The organism is Pseudoalteromonas sp. APC 3250 (assembly GCF_030407915.1).
Classification (GTDB): domain Bacteria; phylum Pseudomonadota; class Gammaproteobacteria; order Enterobacterales; family Alteromonadaceae; genus Pseudoalteromonas; species Pseudoalteromonas tetraodonis.
In genome coordinates, this window is the sequence record NZ_JASDCM010000021.1 from 37,854 (window position 1) to 59,346 (window position 21,493).

23 protein-coding genes are annotated in these 21,493 nt (G+C 39.2%); 18 read left to right on the plus strand and 5 right to left on the minus strand.

The features are described 5' to 3' along the window. The first annotated feature begins 1 nt into the window (after window position 1). The 4 genes from QL986_RS16755 to QL986_RS16770 are packed head-to-tail and all read left to right on the plus strand — an operon-like array spanning window position 2 to window position 2,987. Window positions 2–625 carry a flavin prenyltransferase UbiX gene (locus QL986_RS16755; protein ID WP_024601858.1) on the plus strand — a complete coding sequence of 208 codons (624 nt, stop codon included), beginning with the start codon at window positions 2–4 and terminating at the stop codon, window positions 623–625. Continuing rightward, the gene (locus QL986_RS16760) at window positions 622–1,551 is read left to right on the plus strand and encodes an ABC transporter ATP-binding protein (protein WP_013464297.1); all 930 of its coding nucleotides are present in this window, start codon (window positions 622–624) and stop codon (window positions 1,549–1,551) included. The genes QL986_RS16755 and QL986_RS16760 overlap by 4 nt, the downstream gene beginning before the upstream one ends. Beyond that, on the plus strand, window positions 1,552–2,319 hold the full coding sequence (locus QL986_RS16765; protein WP_008466038.1) for an ABC transporter permease: 768 nt from the start codon (window positions 1,552–1,554) through the stop codon (window positions 2,317–2,319). Continuing rightward, on the plus strand, window positions 2,319–2,987 hold the full coding sequence (locus QL986_RS16770; protein ID WP_024601859.1) for an SAM-dependent methyltransferase: 669 nt from the start codon (window positions 2,319–2,321) through the stop codon (window positions 2,985–2,987). Before QL986_RS16765 ends, QL986_RS16770 begins: the two co-directional genes overlap by 1 nt. Here QL986_RS16770 and QL986_RS16775 read toward each other — a convergent pair. Further along, window positions 2,980–4,851 carry a GGDEF domain-containing protein gene (locus QL986_RS16775; protein ID WP_290172860.1) on the minus strand — a complete coding sequence of 624 codons (1,872 nt, stop codon included), beginning with the start codon at window positions 4,849–4,851 and terminating at the stop codon, window positions 2,980–2,982. The genes QL986_RS16770 and QL986_RS16775 overlap by 8 nt on opposite strands. 259 nt (window positions 4,852–5,110) lie before the next feature. Between QL986_RS16775 and panP the strand changes: the two genes are divergently transcribed. Continuing rightward, the gene (gene panP, locus QL986_RS16780) at window positions 5,111–6,736 is read left to right on the plus strand and encodes a pyridoxal-dependent aspartate 1-decarboxylase PanP (RefSeq protein ID WP_290173148.1); all 1,626 of its coding nucleotides are present in this window, start codon (window positions 5,111–5,113) and stop codon (window positions 6,734–6,736) included. A 51-nt stretch (window positions 6,737–6,787) separates the two neighbouring features. Here panP and argE read toward each other — a convergent pair whose 3' ends face one another. Then, complete coding sequence (argE, locus tag QL986_RS16785; protein ID WP_290173150.1) at window positions 6,788–7,939, minus strand: acetylornithine deacetylase; 1,152 nt, start codon at window positions 7,937–7,939, stop codon at window positions 6,788–6,790. Between the two features lie 221 nt (window positions 7,940–8,160). On the opposite strand from argE, the gene argC reads away from it, so the two are divergent. The 10 genes from argC (at window position 8,161) to QL986_RS16835 (ending at window position 16,531) form a co-directional block, all read left to right on the plus strand. Further along, window positions 8,161–9,174 (plus strand): N-acetyl-gamma-glutamyl-phosphate reductase, encoded by a 1,014-nt coding sequence (gene argC / locus QL986_RS16790; RefSeq protein WP_290191731.1) that lies wholly within the window; start codon window positions 8,161–8,163, stop codon window positions 9,172–9,174. Beyond that, complete coding sequence (argB, locus tag QL986_RS16795) at window positions 9,171–9,938, plus strand: acetylglutamate kinase (protein WP_290173155.1); 768 nt, start codon at window positions 9,171–9,173, stop codon at window positions 9,936–9,938. The genes argC and argB overlap by 4 nt, the downstream gene beginning before the upstream one ends. A 7-nt stretch (window positions 9,939–9,945) precedes the next feature. Beyond that, window positions 9,946–10,878, plus strand: a complete 933-nt coding sequence (locus tag QL986_RS16800) for an ornithine carbamoyltransferase (protein WP_016900252.1) — start codon at window positions 9,946–9,948, stop codon at window positions 10,876–10,878. Further along, window positions 10,875–12,077, plus strand: coding sequence for an argininosuccinate synthase (locus QL986_RS16805; RefSeq protein WP_036956760.1), 1,203 nt, complete (start codon window positions 10,875–10,877; stop codon window positions 12,075–12,077). Before QL986_RS16800 ends, QL986_RS16805 begins: the two co-directional genes overlap by 4 nt. 52 nt (window positions 12,078–12,129) lie before the next feature. Continuing rightward, the gene (argH, locus tag QL986_RS16810; protein WP_036956761.1) at window positions 12,130–13,995 is read left to right on the plus strand and encodes an argininosuccinate lyase; all 1,866 of its coding nucleotides are present in this window, start codon (window positions 12,130–12,132) and stop codon (window positions 13,993–13,995) included. Window positions 13,996–14,247: 252 nt separating this feature from the next. Continuing rightward, a complete protein-coding gene (locus QL986_RS16815; RefSeq protein WP_016900255.1) occupies window positions 14,248–14,448 on the plus strand; it encodes a hypothetical protein in 201 nt (66 codons plus the stop codon). An 18-nt stretch (window positions 14,449–14,466) separates the two neighbouring features. Further along, complete coding sequence (locus QL986_RS16820) at window positions 14,467–15,000, plus strand: hypothetical protein (protein ID WP_016900256.1); 534 nt, start codon at window positions 14,467–14,469, stop codon at window positions 14,998–15,000. A 62-nt stretch (window positions 15,001–15,062) separates the two neighbouring features. Then, entirely contained in the window at window positions 15,063–15,512 is a 450-nt protein-coding gene (locus QL986_RS16825; protein ID WP_249362432.1) for a hypothetical protein, read from the plus strand. Further along, the gene (locus QL986_RS16830; RefSeq protein WP_138686987.1) at window positions 15,505–16,020 is read left to right on the plus strand and encodes a hypothetical protein; all 516 of its coding nucleotides are present in this window, start codon (window positions 15,505–15,507) and stop codon (window positions 16,018–16,020) included. The genes QL986_RS16825 and QL986_RS16830 overlap by 8 nt, the downstream gene beginning before the upstream one ends. After that, window positions 16,013–16,531: a hypothetical protein gene (locus tag QL986_RS16835; RefSeq protein ID WP_138686988.1), complete on the plus strand. Its 519-nt coding sequence runs from the start codon at window positions 16,013–16,015 to the stop codon at window positions 16,529–16,531. Before QL986_RS16830 ends, QL986_RS16835 begins: the two co-directional genes overlap by 8 nt. Before the next feature lie 41 nt (window positions 16,532–16,572). On the opposite strand, the gene coaD is transcribed toward QL986_RS16835, so the two are convergent. Beyond that, window positions 16,573–17,064 carry a pantetheine-phosphate adenylyltransferase gene (gene coaD / locus QL986_RS16840; protein WP_024601870.1) on the minus strand — a complete coding sequence of 164 codons (492 nt, stop codon included), beginning with the start codon at window positions 17,062–17,064 and terminating at the stop codon, window positions 16,573–16,575. A gap of 178 nt (window positions 17,065–17,242) precedes the next feature. Between coaD and QL986_RS16845 the strand changes: the two genes are divergently transcribed. Next, complete coding sequence (locus QL986_RS16845; protein WP_013464311.1) at window positions 17,243–17,896, plus strand: TetR/AcrR family transcriptional regulator; 654 nt, start codon at window positions 17,243–17,245, stop codon at window positions 17,894–17,896. Window positions 17,897–17,996: 100 nt separating this feature from the next. Further along, window positions 17,997–19,454: a tRNA uracil 4-sulfurtransferase ThiI gene (thiI, locus tag QL986_RS16850; protein WP_138686989.1), complete on the plus strand. Its 1,458-nt coding sequence runs from the start codon at window positions 17,997–17,999 to the stop codon at window positions 19,452–19,454. 26 nt (window positions 19,455–19,480) lie between these two features. Here thiI and QL986_RS16855 read toward each other — a convergent pair whose 3' ends face one another. Together QL986_RS16855 and QL986_RS16860 are read right to left on the minus strand one after the other, a co-directional pair. Further along, window positions 19,481–20,383 (minus strand): 2-dehydropantoate 2-reductase, encoded by a 903-nt coding sequence (locus QL986_RS16855; RefSeq protein ID WP_028835501.1) that lies wholly within the window; start codon window positions 20,381–20,383, stop codon window positions 19,481–19,483. Next, window positions 20,376–20,726 (minus strand): VanZ family protein, encoded by a 351-nt coding sequence (locus tag QL986_RS16860; protein ID WP_008466003.1) that lies wholly within the window; start codon window positions 20,724–20,726, stop codon window positions 20,376–20,378. The genes QL986_RS16855 and QL986_RS16860 overlap by 8 nt, the downstream gene beginning before the upstream one ends. Window positions 20,727–20,877: 151 nt before the next feature. On the opposite strand from QL986_RS16860, the gene QL986_RS16865 reads away from it, so the two are divergent. Then, on the plus strand, window positions 20,878–21,360 hold the full coding sequence (locus QL986_RS16865; protein WP_013464315.1) for a YajQ family cyclic di-GMP-binding protein: 483 nt from the start codon (window positions 20,878–20,880) through the stop codon (window positions 21,358–21,360). Window positions 21,361–21,493: the final 133 nt, after the last annotated feature.

The following is a 21,493-nucleotide window of genomic DNA, read 5'->3' on the forward strand; positions in this document are numbered from 1 at the left end:
TGTGCAATTTAAAGATAAAATCACCTTAGCATTTAGTGGTGCATCAGGCGCTCCATATGGATTGAGGTTGCTAGAAGTGTTGCTTGAGCAGCAGTTTCAAGTGTATGTGCTTATTTCAAGTGCCGCGCGGGTAGTCTTTGATACCGAATCAAATGTTAAACTATCAGCAAATGAAGACAAGGCCACAGAGCAATTAAGTCTGTTATATAACGCAAAACCTGGGCAGTTAAAGGTATTTGGTAAAGATAATTGGTTTAGTCCGGTAGCTTCGGGCTCTGCAGCGCCGAAAAAAATGGTAGTATGTCCATGTAGCGCAGGCTCTGTGTCTGCCATTGCAGTCGGCGCATCAGATAATTTATTAGAGCGCGCCGCCGATGTGGTGATAAAGGAGCGAGGCCAGCTTATTTTAGTGCCACGCGAAACGCCATTTAGCGAAATTCATTTAGAAAACATGCTTAAATTATCGCGTTTAGGTGTAACAATTATGCCTGCAGCACCTGGGTTTTATCATCAACCGCAAAGCATAGAAGACTTGGTTGACTTTATGGTGGCGCGAATTTTAGATCATTTAAATATTGAACATAATCTCACGAAGCGTTGGGGTTATGGTGAGGGTAAGAAATGAATAAGCAAAATATTGCTTTAAATATTGAAGGCCTTACCAAGGTTTACAAAAATGGGGTAGAGGCAGTAAAAGGGGTTGATTTACAAGTTCACGAAGGTGACTTTTTTGCATTACTTGGCCCGAATGGGGCGGGTAAATCAACCACTATTGGGGTAATTTCTTCACTGGTTAATAAGACCAAAGGCAAAGTTGAAGTATTTGGTCACGATATTGATACCGACCTTGAGGCGGCTAAAGCGAATTTAGGCCTAGTACCACAAGAGTTTAACTTTAGTCAGTTTGAAACGCTGAGCCAAATACTCGTTAATCAAGCAGGTTACTACGGTGTACCGCGCGGCGAAGCACATAAACGTGCAGATAAATACTTAGCGCAGCTTGGATTAATCGAGAAAAAAGATAAGCAAGCGCGTACCTTATCTGGTGGTATGAAACGCCGTTTAATGATTGCACGTGCCTTAATGCATGAGCCCAAATTACTTATTTTAGATGAGCCGACAGCGGGTGTTGATATAGAGCTTCGCCGTTCAATGTGGGACTTTTTAAGGCAAATTAACGAACAAGGTGTGACCATTATTTTAACAACCCACTACCTTGAAGAAGCTGAACTGCTTTGTAAAAACATCGCCATTATTGATACCGGGCGAATTGTTGAAAACACCACGATTAAAGCCCTGCTTGCTAAATTAGACAAAGAAACCTTTGTATTGGATTTAAAACAACCGTCTAAACCCGTAACGCTAGATGGATACAAATTTACTATGGGGGATGATCACACCATTGAAGTTGAAGTGGCTAAATCTCAAGGATTAAACGCGGTGTTTACAGCATTGACTGAACAAGGTAATACCGTGCTGAGCATGCGAAACAAAGCGAATCGATTAGAAGAATTATTTGTAGGTTTATTAGAGCAAGGGCGGGGCGAATAAATGTTTAAATATGGCGTAGCCTTAAAAAGTATTTGGATTAAAGAGTGCATTCGCTTTTTGCGTATTTGGGTGCAAACCTTAGTACCGCCAGCGATCACGATGAGTTTATATTTTGTTATTTTTGGTAACCTAATTGGCTCGCGTATTGGTGACATGGGCGGTTTTAGCTATATGGAGTTTATTGTCCCTGGCCTTATTATGATGTCAGTTATAACTAACTCTTATTCAAATGTTGCCTCTAGCTTTTACTCAACTAAGTTTCAAAAAAGTATTGAAGAGTTATTAGTTGCACCTGTGCCTAATTACATCATTGTACTGGGTTATATGGGCGGAGGTATGACCCGTGGCATTATGGTTGGCTTTATCGTAACGTGCGTTTCTTTATTTTTTGTTGATATACAAATACATAATATTTTTGTGATTATAGCCACTGTTATTCTCACCTCGGCGGTGTTTGCCTTGGGCGGGTTAATTAACGCTATTTATGCAAACAGCTTTGATGACATAAGTATTATCCCTACCTTTATTTTAACGCCGTTGACCTATTTAGGCGGGGTGTTTTATTCAATCACTTTACTGCCTGATTTTTGGCAAATGGTGTCGCAAATAAACCCAATTATTTATATGGTTAACGCATTTAGATATGGTTTTTTAGGTGTTTCGGATGTAGATTTATCGGTCGCAATGGGTGTGTTGTTGGTGTTTATCAGCGTCCTATTTACTTTAGCACTGACGCTAATTAAAAAAGGTGTGGGGCTAAGACACTAATGAGCGATGCAAATTCACGTAGTATTGTATCTAATCAAGCGGGACTTCATGAAAAGCTTGATAAAATAGTTAATAAACACTTACAGGCTGAGTTTAAAAAGCCAATTGCAACGCATACGCAAACCGCATTTGATGAAGTTAATGCTAAAGTGCAAGCCTTTAATGGGCCGCTTATTTTAGACTCCTGTTGTGGGGTCGGAGAGAGCACCGCTAATTTAGCAAAACGTCATCCTGAAGCGTTAGTCATAGGTATTGATAAGTCATCTCATCGACTTGATAAGCATGATGTTGAATATAAACAAAGTGAAAGTGGTCAATACATTTTAGTGCAAGCTGACTTAAATGACTTTTGGCGTTTAGCGGTGGCTGCTAATTGGCAGCCTACGCATCACTATTTGCTTTACCCTAACCCTTGGCCTAAGTCTAAACACATACAAAGGCGCTGGCATGGGGCGGCTATATTCCCGTTTATTGTAAAGTTAGGTGGTTTACTTGAGGTGCGCAGTAATTGGGATATTTATGTTAAAGAGTTTGCCAGAGCGCTTGAATTAGCGGGGAATCCATGTGAAACCGAATTGTTTGAGTCAGACGAAGCAATTACCCCTTTCGAACGTAAGTACTGGGCCAGTGGCCAGCAAAGCCACCGGCTTGTTATAAATCTTATATAGCTAATTGTTGCTTAAAGTGAGTCACGTGTGGCGTTGGTTTACCAAGGTAACTACCTTGCATCAGCGTCACATTTAGTTTATTGAGTAGCTCGGCAACCGTGTTATTTTCTACCGCCTCAACAACCAATTCAAGTTCAAGCTGCTGGGCTATATCAGCAATATAGGCGATAAATAGCGACGTATTTTCATCATTTACCAGTTGCTTGGTGATCGCACCATCGAGTTTAATGCCATCTACCTCAATCTTTAACGTATTGAGCGTATTAATAAACTCATTACCCCAACAATGCATCACGATTTTTGCCCCTTTACTTTTCACCATCGCAATAAATGATTTTATTTCATAGTAGTGTGTAATGACCTGCGACTCTAATATTGAAATAGTAATGTTTTCAGGGTTGGGGTAGCGATGAAGCTCATACGCTATGTGATCATAAATAGTGGGATCTGCAATATTTTCAGCGCACACAGTTAACCCCCAGCTGATTGCTGATTTGCGAAAGCGCGAAATGCATTGAGTAAATAAGGTACGTGTTAACATCCCATCCATACGCAGCCTATTTACTGCATTAGAAAAGGTATCAGGGGTTAAAATCTCCCCATGTGAGGTCACTATTCTTGGTGAGCAGTCATACCTAATAATGGCATTGGTATTGGTATCTATAACAGGTTGAAAATAAGGAACAACGCGATGGGCATCAAACGCTTCACGAATTTCCTTTGCTATTTCTACATTGTATAAATACAGAGATTTAGCGTCGTTAATCGCTTCTGAGTAGTTTACTATGGGTTGAACACCTTGCCTTGATTGCAGCAAAGCAATGTGGGCATTCTTAAGCAGTAATGACTTATTCCCTCTTGCGACTCCAGCGTTGAGTGTAATATAAATAAATGGGTCTGTAATAAAAGGTGTATTTTTATTATGGGATTGAATAATGCTGTAAAGCTCATCAAAAGGTGTTTCTTTACTGGTTAAAATGGCCAGCTTGTTGGTCGCAATACGATAAATACGTGATTGCAGACGGTTTTGCTGCTTAAAGTGACTAAGTAGTTTTTTCATCACTTCATCGGCTGTTTTTGTGCCAAAAAAGCGACTGATACTATCAATTTCGTTAACCAAAATAATCGCGATTTGTAGATGATGCTCATTACTTTTTTTTAGCTGTTTTTCCAAGGCGATATGATTTTCAAACCCCGTAGCATGATCCCTCATTAGTGAGCGGCGTACCCCAAAACAATAAAGAATATAAACCAATAACAATATGAACAGTACGCAACTAAAATGAAGCAGGGCTTGATTCAAACGTGTTATTAAAGCCGTATTGATTTTATCGACGCTAATATCAGCTGCAGTTAAATAGGTTCTGCCATTTTTTGCTATATGAGGAATATACACCGTTTTAGAATGACCACGATGCGCCGTTGACACTTCAAAAATAGGGGCCGTTGATAAAAATGCCGCCATATTAATTGGCGTCGCTTCAGGGTAAAGATCTAAATACTGGGTAACTTTACCGTTATTTTGATCATCTTGGGTGTAACTGGAGGCAGTAAAATAAATATTTTCATCAATTAATATCATTGAATATAAATAATCTATATTTAAATCATTGGCTAAAGCAGAAAGCTGTTCGGCCTTATTTTGATAGCTTGTAAAGCTGATTTCTTGCGATGTTTTGTCGTGGTAATCACTACCTAAAATATACTTTACGCTGGTGGCTGCATTTATTAAGCGATTGTCAATGCTGCGCATTACATCACTTTGAATGGCAGAGTAAGTGTAGTAACCATAAATGATTAAGCTGACCAAAAAAAAGACGGTTCCAAGCGCCAACCGTGTTAATTTTAGATTTCCTTTGAGCATGTATTATCCTTATTTTTGTTGATTTTATTATACTTAAAAATTATAAATGCCCAATATTTTAATTACCCTTTGTACTAAATTTAAAAAATAGTGAAATGTTATCTATTTAGTATTGTCTTTTATGGCTTAAAACGAGACATTTTTGTCATATTGCAGTAAAGTTAGCGCAATTTTTTAGAAATGCCGTTGCTTAAAAAACACCTTATATTAGCGTGTTTTACAAACTAACAGGTGTTTTAGTCACACACTAGGTATGAAGATGGATCAAAAGCGTTGTGCCGTCGCCTCTAAAGAAAGCCTTAAACGGATATTCACCGTTCCAGAGGCGCCAGACTCAACTTTGAGCAAAATAGAGCTTGAAATTTCGAGTAATTTAGCAGGTTTCTTAAACGAAAATATCGCGGCAATTGAAAAACCATTACATGAAATAGAAAAAGATTTTCAATCGGCGGCAATCCCTGAAGAACCGACGTTTGTGTCTTGCTATGCTCAAGATATTATGGAGCAGCTGGTTGCTCATTCTGTTCATACCGCAGCGCCAAGCTTTATTGGCCATATGACATCGGCTCTGCCTCATTTTTTACTACCGTTATCGAAATTAATGGTTGGGTTAAATCAAAACCTAGTAAAAATTGAAACCTCGAAAGCGTTTACCCCATTAGAACGTCAAGTTTTAGGGATGATGCATCATTTAGCTTATAGCCAAAGTGATGGTTTTTATTCTAAATGGATGCACAGTGCAAAAACTTCGTTAGGGGCATTTTGCTCTGGCGGCACCGTGGCAAATATTACTGCACTTTGGATAGCTCGAAATCGCTTATTAAAAGCGGATGGCAATTTTAAAGGCATTGCTGCACAAGGTTTAGTTGCAGGAATGCTTCACTATGGTTACAAAGGGCTGGCAGTTTTAATTTCTGAACGAGGTCATTATTCGCTTGGTAAATCGGTTGATTTATTAGGTATTGGTCGTGAAAATTTAATTGGTATTAAAACTTCTGCCGATAATAAAGTCGATGTTAGTGCAATGCGAGAAAAAGCGTTAGAGCTTGAAGCACAAGGCATTAAAGTGATGGCAATTATTGGAGTCGCAGGAACCACTGAAACCGGTAATATTGACCCACTTGAAGATATGGCTAATTTAGCACAAGAGATTAATTGTCATTTTCATGTTGATGCAGCGTGGGGCGGAGCAACTTTACTGTCTAATACCCATAGGCATTTATTAAAAGGTATTGAGCATGCAGATTCAATCACCATTGATGCGCATAAGCAAATGTATGTGCCGATGGGGGCCGGTTTAGTCTTATTTAAAGACCCTGCTGCAACTGATGCCATCGAGCATCATGCTGAATATATTTTACGTAAAGGCTCTAAAGATTTAGGCAGCCATACGCTTGAGGGAAGTCGCCCTGGGATGGCGATGTTAGTGCATGCTTGCTTACGTGTTATTGGTCGTAAAGGCTATGAAATGCTTATCGATCGCAGTATTAAAAAAGCGCGTTATTTTGCTGATTTAATAAAAGCCGATGAAGATTTTGAGTTAATATCAGAGCCAGAACTTTGCTTACTGACCTATCGCTATGTACCAAAACAAATTAAACATGCGATAGCCCAAGCTGATGCACAAACCCGTTTAGACATTTTTGCCGCGCTTAATCGTTTTACTGCCAGCATGCAAAAACGCCAACGTGAATCGGGTCGCTCATTTGTATCGCGTACGCGTTTAACGCCAGTTCAATATGATAACCAACCAACCGTGGTATTTAGAGTGGTACTTGCGAACCCGCTTACCTCAGGTGCTATATTAAAAGAGATATTAGAAGAGCAGAAAGAACTGGGACAAACTGATCCGGTGTTTAAAAAGTATTTACGAAAATATATGTAATTACAACTACAAATACAATGACAAAAAAGACGCGATTAAGCGTCTTTTTTGTTACTGATTAAAGCAACTCGCCTTTATAAGGTTGCTGATAATTTGTTGAGAAGGTTTGATTTTTTCCATTGCTAAAAACTCATCGGGCTGATGCGCTTGGTTAATAGAGCCTGGCCCCATTACGATGGTTTCACAACCGAGTTGCTGTATAAATGGCGCTTCGGTACAGTAGTTAACAGCCACTGCTTTTTGCCCTGCTATATTTTCGGCTAATTTGACTAACGCGCTATCTGTGCTTCCCGTAAATGCTGGAATTGGCTCATGCAAATCAATTACGCTCACAGAGTTAGGGTATTGCTGGTTTATATCGTAGGTTGCATCAAGTACCAGTGCTTGAAGCTCTTGCACGCTTAAACCGGGAAGAGGGCGCATATCAATGTGCATTTCACAGCAGCCACAAATTCGGTTGGCATTGTCACCCCCATGAATATTGCCTAAGTTGAGTGTTGGATAAGGAATTTCAAAGTGATTTATTGAATATTTATTCTTAATTTGTTCTTTTAAGATCAGTAATTTTGTAATCACTTTATGCATTACTTCGATGGCATTAAGGCCCCGTTCGGGATCAGAGCTATGTCCTGAGCGACCAACGACTCTGATTGCTGTAGTCATATGGCCTTTATGGGTAAATACTGGTGTCATATCAGTGGGTTCACCAATAATACAGCGGCTTGGCTTTAAATTTGGGTGCTTACAAATTTGCTGTGCGCCAGCCATAGTGGTTTCTTCATCGGCGGTCGCTAATATTAAAATAGGTTGAGTTTGTTGCTTTTCATCAAGCTCACTAATAGCCTGCAGTACAAAAGCAAAAAAGCCTTTCATATCAATACTGCCTAAACCATATAATTTGTTATCAAGTTCGGTTAATTTAAATGGATTTTGATTCCAGCGGCTATCATCAAATGGCACCGTATCGGTGTGCCCCGCAAGCATTAACCCGCCATCGCCTTGTCCGCGTTTTGCTAATAAGTTGTAGCGGCCTTTACCACCTTCTAACTCTATTATTTCACAGGTAAAACCTAAGCTTTCACACCACTGAGCGAGTAGTTCAATTACGCTTTTATTGCTCATACACAAATGCTCTTCAATAGCGCTAATAGAGGGGGCAGCAATTAATTGCTGATACATCGAAATAAAAGACGGCAGAGACATAAAAAAATCCAAAATAAGTATTCAATTTAATTGCATAACAATATAAAAGTATTTATGATGAATATCAATTCACTTTTTAAGCATAAATATATTAAAGTTACGCCATGAAAATAATACGACGATAGTTATCACTCATTAATTTAATCAGTTTAGCTAGGTTGCAACCTAGTGTAAGTCAATAACATGGAATGTAGTCACTAATTTTAGATAAAGAGTAAATAATGAACGTAGTAATTATAGGTGCCAGCGGTTACAGCGGCGCAGAATTGGCTAGCTTAATTTCCAAACATCCAGCATTAACATTATCAGCATGTTATGTATCAGCGCAAAGCTTGGATAAACATAAACTGCTCAGTGAATTATACCCTGAGCACTTAGGGTTACTTGACTTACCTTTGCAACCACTTGATGAGAGTGCATTGAGTGATATAGCGCATTCAGCAGACTATGTGTGTTTATGCACTGACCATAAAGTAAGTGTTGATTTAGCCCCTCAGTTTTTAGCGATGGGCAAAAAGGTATTTGACTTGTCTGGTGGTTACCGTCTTGAAAGTAATGAAGATTACGTCACTTATTATGGTTTTGAACACCAGCATCCAGAGCTCCTCAATGAAGCTGCATATGGCCTTGCAGAGTGGAATAGTGAGGCCATTGCAAAGGCGCAGTTAGTCGCTGTAGCTGGCTGCTACCCAACTGCCGCATTAAACGCATTAAAGCCTCTTCAGCAAGCTGGGTTACTTAGTGATGAGCGGATTATTATTAATGCTGTATCGGGAGTAACTGGAGCAGGTCGTAAAGCAAGTATTGGCACGCATTTTTGCGAAGTATCGCTAGCTGCTTATGGTTTGTTTAACCATCGTCATGGGCCTGAGATACAGCAGTATCTTGGCCATAACGTGTTATTTACTCCTCATTTAGGTAATTTCCCGCGCGGTATTTTAGAAACCATTTATGTACAGCTAAAACCGGGTGTGACTAGTGAGCAAGTAACTAAAGCGTATCAAGTATTAGCAGATGAGCCGTTAATTCGATTGCTTGGTGGCAAAATTCCCTCCATTAAAGGGGTAGCAAAACAACCCTATGTTGATATTGCATGGCAGCAGAAAGACTCACAATTAATAGTAATGGCAGCGATTGACAATTTACTAAAAGGGGCGGCTGGTCAGGCTCTGCAATGTATTAATTTGTCAATGGGTTTGCCTCACACTACAGGTTTAGTAGGAGCGTTTAAATGAGCAGTAAAACGTGGGTTATTAAACTCGGTGGCGCAGTACTCAATACTGAAAATGCCGCTAAAGCGCTTTTTGAGGTTTTTAATGAGCAACATGATGCACAATTTGTCATTGTTCATGGCGGTGGCTCATTAGTTGACCATTGGCTAGCTGAAGCCGGTTTTGCCAGTGCTAAACACCAAGGTTTGCGTATCAGCCCTAAAGAACAGATGCCTTATATTGTAGGAGCATTAGCGGGAGCAGCAAACAAACAATTAATGGCGCAAGCAATGACTGCTGGGCACAAACCCGTTGGCTTGAGTTTATATGAAGCTGGAATAACAGCATCACAAAAATTAAAAGCGCTAGGGCAAGTAGGTCAATGCCATAGTAATGATGATTCTATTATTAATGAATTACTCAGTGGCGGGCGTTTACCTATAGTCAGCTCCATCGGTTTTGATGAGCAAGGGCTTTGGTACAACGTCAATGCTGACGAAGCAGCAGCCGCGATTGCGAGTAATTTAAACGCCGAACTTATTTTTATGACAGATGTAGAAGCGGTGCTTGATGTGAATAAGCATCCACTACATCAACTTGACACAAAACACATTGATACTTTAATTGCAGAGGGAGTAATTGTGGGCGGGATGGAGGTCAAAGTTAAGACCAGCCTTCACGCTGCCCAACATTTACGACGCGGTGTGTACATTTCCAGCTGGCAAAAGCCAGAAAATTTAACGGCTTTGCTGCAAGGCGAGCACGTCGGAACTAAAGTGACACCATAGGTTGAATATGTTTAAAGATTTTATAACGGGTCTAGAATTAGACCAACAAGGCGCCCTTAATTTATTAAAATTAGCGCAAGATATTAAAGAAAGCCCTGCAAAGTACAGCCAAGTGTTAGCTGGTAAGTCAGTGGTTACTCTGTTCGAAAAGCAAAGTTTACGTACGCGTTTATCGTTTGATATTGGTATAAACCGTTTAGGCGGTCATGCGGTTTATCTTGATCAACAAAACGGCGCGATGGGAGCTCGTGAATCAATAAAAGATTTTGCCTTGAATATTTCAACTTGGGCTGATGGTATCGTTGCCCGGGTTAATCAGCACAGTACGTTAACTACCTTAGGTGAGTATTCGTCTGTTCCTGTGGTTAATAGTTTGTGTGATTTATATCACCCATGCCAAGCCTTAGCTGATTTTTTAACGCTTCAAGAAGTGCACGGTGATGTTAGTCAGCTAAAGTTGGCTTATTTAGGTGAAGGTAATAACGTAACGCATTCACTGATGCTACTTGCAGCAACTTTAGGTACTGATTTTGTTGCTGTGACGCCAAAAGGCAGTTCGCCCGATTCGCAAATTCTTAAAAAAGCGGAGCAAATTGCCGCAATGAATGGGGCGTCTGTGATGGTAAGTGACAGAGTTGAGGCTGCGGTAGGTGCTAACGCAGTTTACGCTGATACCTGGGTTTCTATGGGAGACACCACACCGCTTGAGCAAGTGAAAGAAAAATACATGCCTTATCAATTAAATCAGGCATTACTTAAAAAAACTGGGGCTACCACGGTATTACATTGCCAACCGGCACACCGTGAGTTTGAAATTACCTCTGAGGTGATGGATGGCCCCGCATCAAAAATTATTCAACAAGCAGAAAATCGTATGCATGCGCAAAATGCTCTGCTTGTTACATTATTAAATCCAAATTTTGTTAAGGAACACCTATGAGTTCAATTAAAAAAGTCGTTTTAGCCTATTCAGGTGGTCTTGATACATCGGCTATTGTGCCATGGTTAAAAGAAAACTACGGCTGTGAAGTTATTGCCTTTGTGGCCGATGTTGGCCAGGGCGCAGAAGAACTTGAAGGCGTAGAAGCGAAAGCCATTGCATCGGGTGCATCTGAATGTTACGTAGTTGATTTGAAAGATGAAATGGTAAGTGATTACATTTACCCAACACTTAAAACAGGCTCTATATACGAAGGGACCTACTTACTAGGTACTTCTATGGCACGTCCAATCATCGCCAAAGCCCAAGTTGAAATTGCCCGTAAAGTGGGGGCAGATGCACTTTCTCATGGCTGTACGGGTAAAGGTAACGACCAAGTACGTTTTGAGTCATGTTTTGCAGCACTGGCTCCTGATTTAAAAGTGATTGCGCCATGGCGTGAGTGGGATTTATCAAGTCGTGAATCATTGCTTGATTACCTAGCTGAGCGTGATATTCCGTGTTCTGCATCAGCAACTAAAATTTACAGTCGTGATGCTAACGCATGGCATATCTCCCACGAAGGCGGCGAGCTTGAAGACCCTTGGTGTGAGCCAAGTGAGCAGGTATGGACCTGGACTAATTCACCAGAGCAAGCGCCCGATAAAGCTGAGCATGTCACTTTATCAGTTGTAGAAGGTGAAGTGGTTGCTGTAAACGGCGAACAATTAAAGCCTTACGACTGTTTAGTTAAACTAAACGACATTGCAGCCCCGCATGGTGTTGGTCGTGTTGATATTGTAGAAAACCGTTTAGTGGGCATGAAATCACGCGGTTGTTATGAAACACCAGGCGGTACAGTGATCATGGCGGCGCTTCAAGCAATTGATGAGCTCGTTCTTGATAAGTCAAGCCGTAAATGGAAAGAGGTACTCGGTGGTGAATTTTCGCATTTAGTCTACGACGGTCGTTGGTTTACGCCGCTTAAAGATTCTATTTTAGCCGGTGCAGAAGCGCTTTCTACGTTAGCGACAGGTGAAGTGGTACTTAAACTTTATAAAGGGCAAGTAACAGCGGTTCAGAAAAAATCACCTAACAGTTTATACAGCGAAGATTTTGCTACTTTCGGTGAAGACGATGTTTATGACCAATCGCACGCAGAAGGCTTTATTCGTTTATTCTCACTATCAAGCAGAATTTCAGCATTAGCTAAAAAGTAATTTTTTATGCCCCTTGGAATTAAGGGGCTATTATCGGGTTTGGAGAGATTTCATGGCATTATGGGGCGGGCGTTTTTCTACGGGTCCAGATGAAGCGTTTAAACAATTTAACGATTCACTTCCCTTCGATTATCAATTAGCAGAGCAAGATATTATTGGCTCTGTTGCATGGGCTGGCGCACTTGAACAAGTGAACGTGTTATCTAATGACGAACACCAAAAGCTGGTATCGGCATTATATGAATTACTTGAAGAGGTAAAAGCAGATCCACACGCTGTTGCCACCTCAGGTGCTGAGGATATTCACTCGCATGTTGAAGCCGCGCTAATTGAAAAAGTGGGTGATTTAGCTAAAAAATTACACACAGGCCGAAGCCGTAACGACCAAGTTGCTACCGACTTTAGATTATGGTGTCGCGATACTGCCGATCATATCTTAAAAGCGATTGCACAACTAAAAGCTGAATTTATTAGCTTGGCTGAACGTGAGCTTGGCACAATATTGCCAGGGTATACGCACTTACAGCGTGCACAGCCGGTGTTATTTAGTCACTGGTGTATGGCTTATGTAGAAATGTTAGAGCGTGATGAAAGCCGGTTGCAAGATGCCCAAGCACGAATGAACTATTGTCCACTCGGCAGTGGCGCTCTTGCGGGAACTGCCTATCCGATTGACCGTCATGCACTTGCACAAGGGTTAGGGTTTACAGGCGCGACTAAAAACAGCCTTGATGGTGTATCTGATCGTGACTTTGTGGTTGAGCTATTAAGCTGTGCGTCTATTTCTATGATCCACTTATCGCGCATGTCTGAAGACTTGATTTTTTATAACTCAGGAGAAGCTGGGTTTATCGAACTGGCTGATAATGTTACATCGGGCTCATCTTTGATGCCGCAGAAAAAGAACCCAGATGCATTAGAGCTAATTCGTGGTAAAACAGGGCGGGTATTTGGTGCGTTTAGTGCAATGATGATGACTCTAAAAGCACTGCCGCTTGCCTACAATAAAGACATGCAAGAAGATAAAGAAGGCATTTTTGACGCTATGCCAACGTGGCTTGCGTGTATTCATATGGCGCAAGCGTGTATTAAGGGTGTAACAGTTAAAGCAGACAAAACCTTAGCAGCGGCAAAAGGTGGCCACGCAAATGCAACCGAGCTTGCTGATTATTTGGTCGCCAAAGGTGTACCGTTTAGAGAAGGGCATCATATTGTTGGCGTGTTGGTGCAATTAGCTATTAGTGAAGGTAAAACGTTAGAGGAGCTTTCACTTGAGCAGTATAAATCAGTAAACCCAGTGTTTGAAGATGATGTGTATCCGGTACTTGAAATTGATGCCTGTATTAAAGCACGTCAAGCACTTGGTGGAACCTCATTAGAACAAGTAAGTAAAGCGGTGAAAGACGCGAAAAAAAAACAGCAAATAACAGTTCGTGATGCAAACCTAGATGACGTGGAAGCAATAGCTAAACTCGTACAACACTGGGCAACAGTCGGCGAAAACTTACCGCGCGCTAAAAGTGACATGGTGCACTCAATTAATGAGTTTGCTGTAACCGAGATAAACGGTCAGGTATCAGGTTGTGCTTCATTATACATTTACGACACTGGATTAGCTGAAATACGCTCATTAGGTATTGACCCTAAAAGCGCAGTAACAGGCCAAGGGCGAGAGCTAGTAGAACATTTATTAGTAAAAGCCAAAAAATTGGCACTCAATCGTGTCATCGTTCTGACTCGTGTACCTGACTTTTTCGAAAATCAGCGGTTTAGTTTCTGTAATAAAGAGAGCCTACCTGAAAAAGTCATGAAAGATTGTGAGCTATGTTTACGTAAAGAAAACTGTGATGAAGTCGCAATGGAATATATGTTAAAGCCAAGTAATAGCATGGAGATCCCTTGTAAAAATGTGGCTTGAGCAATCCCTAGGATAAAAAACGCACGGTGACCCCGATGCGTTTTTTTTTGAGTAAAATAAAATAATTTTTAAATTAACATACTATTAATTTAAAGTTGGCATATCGGTTGCATTTATAGTTCTGTAGTGTGTTGTTGAGTCAATTAATCAACGAAGGCAATACGTTACCGCAGTTATTTAGTAACTGCTCCAGGTGGTGTGATTTAAATTTACGCCAATAATAAAAATTTAATACTCAAAAGGATTAATCACATGCAAATTTCAGCTAATAGCCAAGTACAAATGCAAGCATACAATAAAACGCAACAATTAAAGCCTGCAATGGAACAAACTGCTAGCCCTAAAACCCTACAATCTGATACAGTAAGTATCTCTCAAGAGGCGATGGCTGCCGCAAGCGGCGCAGATCTTCAGCGAGGCGGAGTCGTGATTGTTCGACCAAAAATTGCGTGATACAAAATAGGGCACTAAATGTTTATAACTGAGTTTTTTGGTTTTTTCTCGCTGTCAGCGTTTGCTTCTTGGGGCTTTTTGATGGCGTTTTTCTTTAATGCTTTTGTATTTACACTTGGTATAAAAAGAAATACAACCTTACTACTCAGTTCATTTATAATGATGCTGTCATATACAATATCAAATTATTTTTTTACATGGTTATCCGTCGAAAACTCAGTTTATTTAGACTGGGCGCTCTATGATTATGCTACTATTGCTGTACTGGTTTTAGCCTTCTATATTTTCAAAAAAACAACTCCATCTTTTTTGTATATTATTACCGGATTGATACTTAATTCAATTTTTAGCTTATCTATGTATTTGGATATCTACATAAATGAAAATAGAGACGCATGGTTCCTTTGGGATCTTTATGCATTCTCTGTAAACATAATAGATTTAATAATGATCGTAGTTTTAATTGTAGATAGAGACTTCCTTGGTCTTCATAAATTAAAAAACAAATTCTTCAAAGGCTCAAGTATTCAACCTGAAAACAACTTCTCATAAACATGTATATAAGCTATACCCTTGGTGAATATGTAAGCGCATTCATTCAGTGGGGCTTCCTAATGGCTGTCCTGTATTGTTTTGTAAAAAGTATAAATACTCCAAATAAATCTTCTCTTTATTTAGCTGCAACAATGCTGTGTTCATATGTATTAAGTGATTATCTATATATAGTAGAGCATGTGTATTTTAATTGGATAGTTTACGATTTTTTAACCATTGCCTTTATTGCTTTTGCGATTAAAAAAGCAAAGGTTACTCCATCTTTACCTGCATATTTCATCATTGTAGGCTTAACCATAAATAGTGTATTAGTTGGTTTTATTTATTATGATTTATACATTCTAGGGAATACTCAGGAGTGGTGGTTTTGGAGTTTTTACTCTATTTCTATAAACTTAATTGATATATTAATGATAGCTTCTTTGGTAATAAACTTAGATTATGTAAATATCAATCAAGGTGCAAAAGCATTAAAACCTATGGTTAAAAATGGTGTCTCAAATGGATGATTTTTTGCTCAGTCCATATGTATCTCTTTATATAGGCGCATTTGTTCAATGGGGTTTTTTAATGGCTTTTTTATACTCATTAGTAACGAGTATAAATAAACCCAAAAAAGAGGCTTTATGGCTGTCGCTAATAATGTCGGTTTCATACTCTTCAAGCCTGTTCATTGATATCCAAAATATTTCTTATATGAAATTATTACTTTTTGATTTAGTAACAATTTTGGTTATTTTGGTTGTAAGCAACTTCTTAACTAAAAATGTTATATCTACTTATCTATTATTAGGGTTAAGCATAAACTCACTGTTATTTTTTGGTATGCACATAGACGTGCTAGTCTTTAATAACAGCACACCGTGGTGGTTTTGGTCGTTTTATTCAATGAGTATTAACCTAATGGACTTTATGATGATAGCTATTTTCTTTATTAATAAAGACTTTTTGAGAGTAGTGAAATTTAAAAATTGGCTTGTAAAAATTAGAATTAATAGAGCTATTATTAATGGCTGATTTTCTTTGGCAGTTAGTCGCGATTTTTGATTATATGTCGATTTTTATAACTTGGTTATTTGTAATCGCTTTTCTGTATAATTTATCGACAAGTATAAACAATCACAATAAAAACCTTTTGCTTCTCTCTTTTATTATGATGCTATCTTACACTTCAAGCATGTTCATTGATCCAACTACAGAAACACCTCATCTTAAAATGTTTATGTTTGATATAGTGACTATTGTTTTGCTAGTTATTTGGGGATACTTTATTAAGGGCAAAATTATTCCTGTTGCTTTTTATTACCTTATTGTAGGGCTTAGCTTTAATGCACTCATGTTTTTAGGTATGCATTACGATGTCAGCATGCAGGATAATACCGATTACTGGTGGTTTTGGGCACTTTATGCCATAGGTCAAGTTGTCAGTGATTGTGTTATGGCGGTAGTTTTAATCATAAATAAAGACGTGTTAAAAATACTCTGGTTAGTGAAAAGATTTAAAGGCCGTTTTATTTTAGGTGCTTAAAAGTAGCGTCTCATTTATACGCTACTTTCTGAAAAAATTATTTAATGCTTAGTTTTCCCAAGCCTTGATTGCAGGGCTTTCATTACTATGGTATCAACAAACTCACTCACATCCCCGTTATGGCGTGCTACTTCTTTTACTAGTGTTGATGATATAAAAGTATTGCGCTCGGCGGGCGTTAAAAATACGCTTTCTAAATCAGGGTTTAAACGGCGGTTCATATTCGCGAGCTGAAACTCGTAATCAAAATCAGAAACCGCTCTTATGCCTCTGATCAGTACATTAGCATTATGGTCACGGGCTAAATCGGCGAGTAGCCCTGAAAAGCCAATGACTTTTACATTATCTAAATGGCTTAAAATCTCATTTGCTAAATCAACGCGCTCTTCTAAAGTAAAACACGGTTTTTTACTTGGGTTATGAGCAATAGCCACAATAACGGTATCGAACATTTTAGCCGCACGCTGAATTAAATCAGTGTGGCCGTTGGTAAGAGGGTCAAATGTGCCTGGGTAGATTGCGGTCACTTTCATAATATTTACTGTGTTATTATTTTTAGCCGTAGTGTAGCAGTGTTTAGTGTGCAAAGCAGCCTTGTGAGTAAATTGTATATAACTGCAGCTGCGCAGTGTTACAAATGCAATGATTTGTTTATACTAGGCGGATTATTTTAATGCAGCATCGTATTTTCGAAAATTGAGTAATGAGTATATGAATACCAAGGATAAAATAATTCAAACCAGTATTTCATTGTTTAATGAACATGGTGAAAGAGCAATATCTACTAATCATATCGCATCGAGTTTAGGTATGAGTCCGGGTAATCTGTACTACCACTTTAAAAATAAAGAAGACATTATTCGCCATATATTTGCACTTTATCGTGACCATTTAAGTACTCATTTTAAGCCGGTCGATCAAGGCGACGATGCTTTTGAACACTTAGGTCCTTATTTAGATTCGCTATTTGAATTGATGTGGCGCTATCATTTTTTTTACGACAACCTTGGCGATATTCTCGCTCGCGATAGTCATTTAAAACAAGGTTACATTGATTTTCAACAGGAGTTACTTGAGCAGGTGCGTAACATCATTTTGGCTTTACGCGACAGCGAAATTATTGCCATTGATGAACAAGATGCTATCGAACTTGCTCATACGTTAAAATTAACGGTCAGCTTTTGGACACCCTATATGAAAGCAAGAAGGCTTAGTGGTGTGCTGGTTGAGCAAGATATTTACCCTGGTATTGTAAAAGTACTGACTTTATTTAAAGCCTACAGCACCGAAAAAAGCGCAAATAAAATTAATCAGTTAAGAGACAAGTACGCACTTTTAGCAAATGCTGCTCCCCAGAATCCTTAAGCCCGTTAAGTTGGTTAGTTCCTAGGCGCTAAATTTTTTGCTATAATCCGCCGCGCCCAATACCTGGGTGCGCGAATTCCCGCAGTCTAAGAGTTAAACTATGCTTAAATTTATCGTCAAACTTCACCCTGAAATAGCCATTAAAAGCCGTTCAGTCCGTAAACGCTTTACTAAAGTGTTAGAAAATAACATTAAAATTGTATTGCGTCGTGTTGACGAAAAAGTACAAGTACGTAATAACTGGGATAACATTTCAGTTGTAACAAAACTGGACGATGCTCAAACTCGCCTTGATTTTATCGACAGCTTACAACGTATACCTGGCATCGTGCAATTTATTGAAGTGACTGAAACAGACTTTAAAACGATTGATGACATTTATCAAAAAACTATTGAGCTAGTTGGTCACACTATTATTGGTAAAACCTTTTGTGTCCGTGCTAAGCGCATAGGTCAACATGATTTTACTTCAACTGAGCTAGAGCGTTACGTTGGTGGCGGGCTTAATCAACATGTTGAAGGGGCTCGAGTAAAGCTAAGTCGCCCAGAAGTAACGATTCGTTTAGAAATTAAAGACGAAAAAGCCTACATAGTAACGCAAACGCATTTAGGAATGGCGGGCTTTCCACTGCCAACACAAGACGATGTATTATCGCTTATGTCTGGTGGGTTTGATTCTGGCGTTGCCAGTTATCAAATGATCCGTAAAGGTGCTCGCACGCACTTTTTATTCTTTAATTTAGGTGGCGCTGCTCATGAAATTGGGGTTAAACAAGCGAGTTACTATCTATGGAAACAATACAGCTCTACTCACAAAGTTAAGTTTATTACTGTTGATTTTGAGCCAGTGGTTGCTGAAATCTTAGAAAACGTTGAGAACAGCCAAATGGGCGTTGTCCTTAAACGTATGATGATGCGAGCGGGTAGTGCCGTCGCTGAAAAACTAAATATTAAAGCATTGGTTACGGGTGAAAGTATAGGTCAGGTGTCTAGTCAAACCTTAGCTAACTTAAGTGTGATTGACCGCGTAACCGAAACGCTCATTTTACGCCCACTTATCCAACATGATAAGCAAGAAATCATCAATATAGCGCGCCAAATAGGCACTGCAGAAATGGCAGAGACGATGCCTGAATACTGCGGTGTGATCTCTAAAAAGCCGACAGTTAAAGCCAAAATTGAAGTGATTAAAGCAGAAGAAGAAAAGTTTGACTTTGATGTATTAGATACCGTTATTGATAACGCCCGTGTTATGGATGTGCGCGATATTGATGTTGAGGCTAAGCAAGAGCTTAAAGAGGCAGAATCAGTTACAGAGTTACCAGAGGGAGCGGTTGTTGTTGATATTCGCTCGCCTGAAGAAGAAGATGCGGCGCCGCTGGAAATTGAAGGTATTGAAGTTATCCACTTACCGTTTTTCCGCTTAGCAACAAAGTTTGGCGATTTACCTAAAGGTAAAGATTATTACTTATATTGCCAAAAAGGAGTAATGAGCCAATTACAAGCGCTTATTCTTCACGAAGAAGGCTTTACCACTGTTAGAGTATATCGTCCTTAATGGCTTAATATATTAGATGCGCGGATTTATTCCGCGCTTTTTTTTGCCAAAATTTTAGCAAGTAAGGCGTCATTATAAGGTGTTGCAATATGGTGCAGTTTTCCTTGCTCACTTATATAGCCACAAATCGCCATGATCTCTGTTTGTCTATTGTGCATTACATCTTGATGCATCGAAGAGTAATTTTCGGCAGTTAAACTCATTACTTTGTAAGCCCGCTCTAGGGCATCTATAAGCTTAATATTGAGTTTTAGCGCGGTTGCAATGTGGCACGCCTCAGCTAATAAATTAATAATTGCACTACTGTATTGCGGTGCACGTAACTGACCATTTTTTATATTGTGGTGAGCGGTTAATGGATTTATTGCAATATTAACCAGTAGCTTTTCAAACCGTAGTTGTTCAATATTGTTACTGACAATTAACTGCGGAATAGTGTGTAATTGCGCACTAAGCTGTTGAATATTTTGAATAGCTAGTTGATTACAGCCCCCTAATACACTTTGCCCGTTTCCGGTATGTTGCACAATATTAGGGTTTGACTTAAATCCAGCCATGCTGGTGGTTAAAAAGTACAATGACTGCTGCTTTGTTAGTTGTTCATTTAATTGTTCAACATTACCCATGCCATTATGACTCAGTATAATATGGGTATTATTGCCTAGATAAGGTTTTACTTGAGCATAGGCTTGTTGCACTGCAAACGCTTTTACCGTGAATAAAACAATATCAAATTCAGGAGTTTGAGATAACTGCTCTTGTGAGATAAAAGTGGCGTTAATTTTTTCAGACGCAGCGTTACTGTGGCTGTAAAAGCGAGTATTAACTGTGCCTTTTCGAGTAAGTATATATATAGCGTGATGCTTGGCTAAAAAATGGCTAAATAACAAGCCAATAGCGCCATCACCTACAACAAGTATGTTAGCCATAATGCTTCTTTTTACGCAGTGTTAACAGGGCTTTAGCTAAAAAGTAGCTCGCTGCACCAATAAAATCGGCAACAAAATCGGCCAGTGATGCTTGTCTGTAAGGAAGGCTATCTTGCATAATTTCTATTGCTGCACCGTAACCAGCGAGTAATAGTATTTGTGCATATAATGGGAGTTTAAACGCTTTATCCATAATAATGGCAAGTAAAAAGAAGATACCAAAATGCGCTACTTTATCAACATGCGGAAATAAGTTTGCCGCGCCCTTTACCTCTTTAGCAAATAAGAAGGTAAACGCAACAATACTAATTAAAAAAATTGCTTGGTAAACACGCCTTGTCACGAAAATTCCTAAAATCGTATAAAAAAGAAGCCTCAGTATATCAAACTAATTTAGTATCGCACCTGAACAAAATGCAGAAAAATGTAAAGATTTATCATTTTAACGTTATAATTGCGGCATAAAATTAAGATTAGATAGTTAGGAGAACGCTATGCCTTCATTTGATATTGTATCTGAAGTAGAAATGAACGAAGCAAAAAATGCGGTTGATAACGCCAACCGTGAACTAGAAACGCGATTTGATTTTAGAGGCGTTGATGCATCAATAGAGCTAAACGATAAAACAATTAAATTAAAAGCTGAAGCAGATGCTCAGGTAATGCAGTTATTTGATATTTTAGCGAGTAAAATCTCTAAACGTGGGATGGATGTTGCAAGCTTAGAGCTACAAGATATTTCTCGTGCGGGCAAAAATGTTTTTCGTAACGTTGCACTTAAACAGGGTATCGAAAAAGACATGGCTAAAAAAGTAGTAAAAGCCATCAAAGACTCTAAAGTAAAAGTACAAGCGGCCATTCAAGGTGAAGAAGTTCGCGTAACAGGTAAAAAGCGTGATGACTTACAAGCGGCTATGCAAGTTGTACGCACTGCTGATTTAGGTCAACCATTTCAGTTTAAAAACTTCCGCGATTAATTTATTGCCTCGAGCTCGGCACTATAGGCGCTGAGCTCAAAGCAACATGTATTTAGCCAAACACGTTATATTGTTTGGCTTTTTATTTTTGGATCTATGATAATTATCGAACCCCGAACCCCGAACCCCGAAC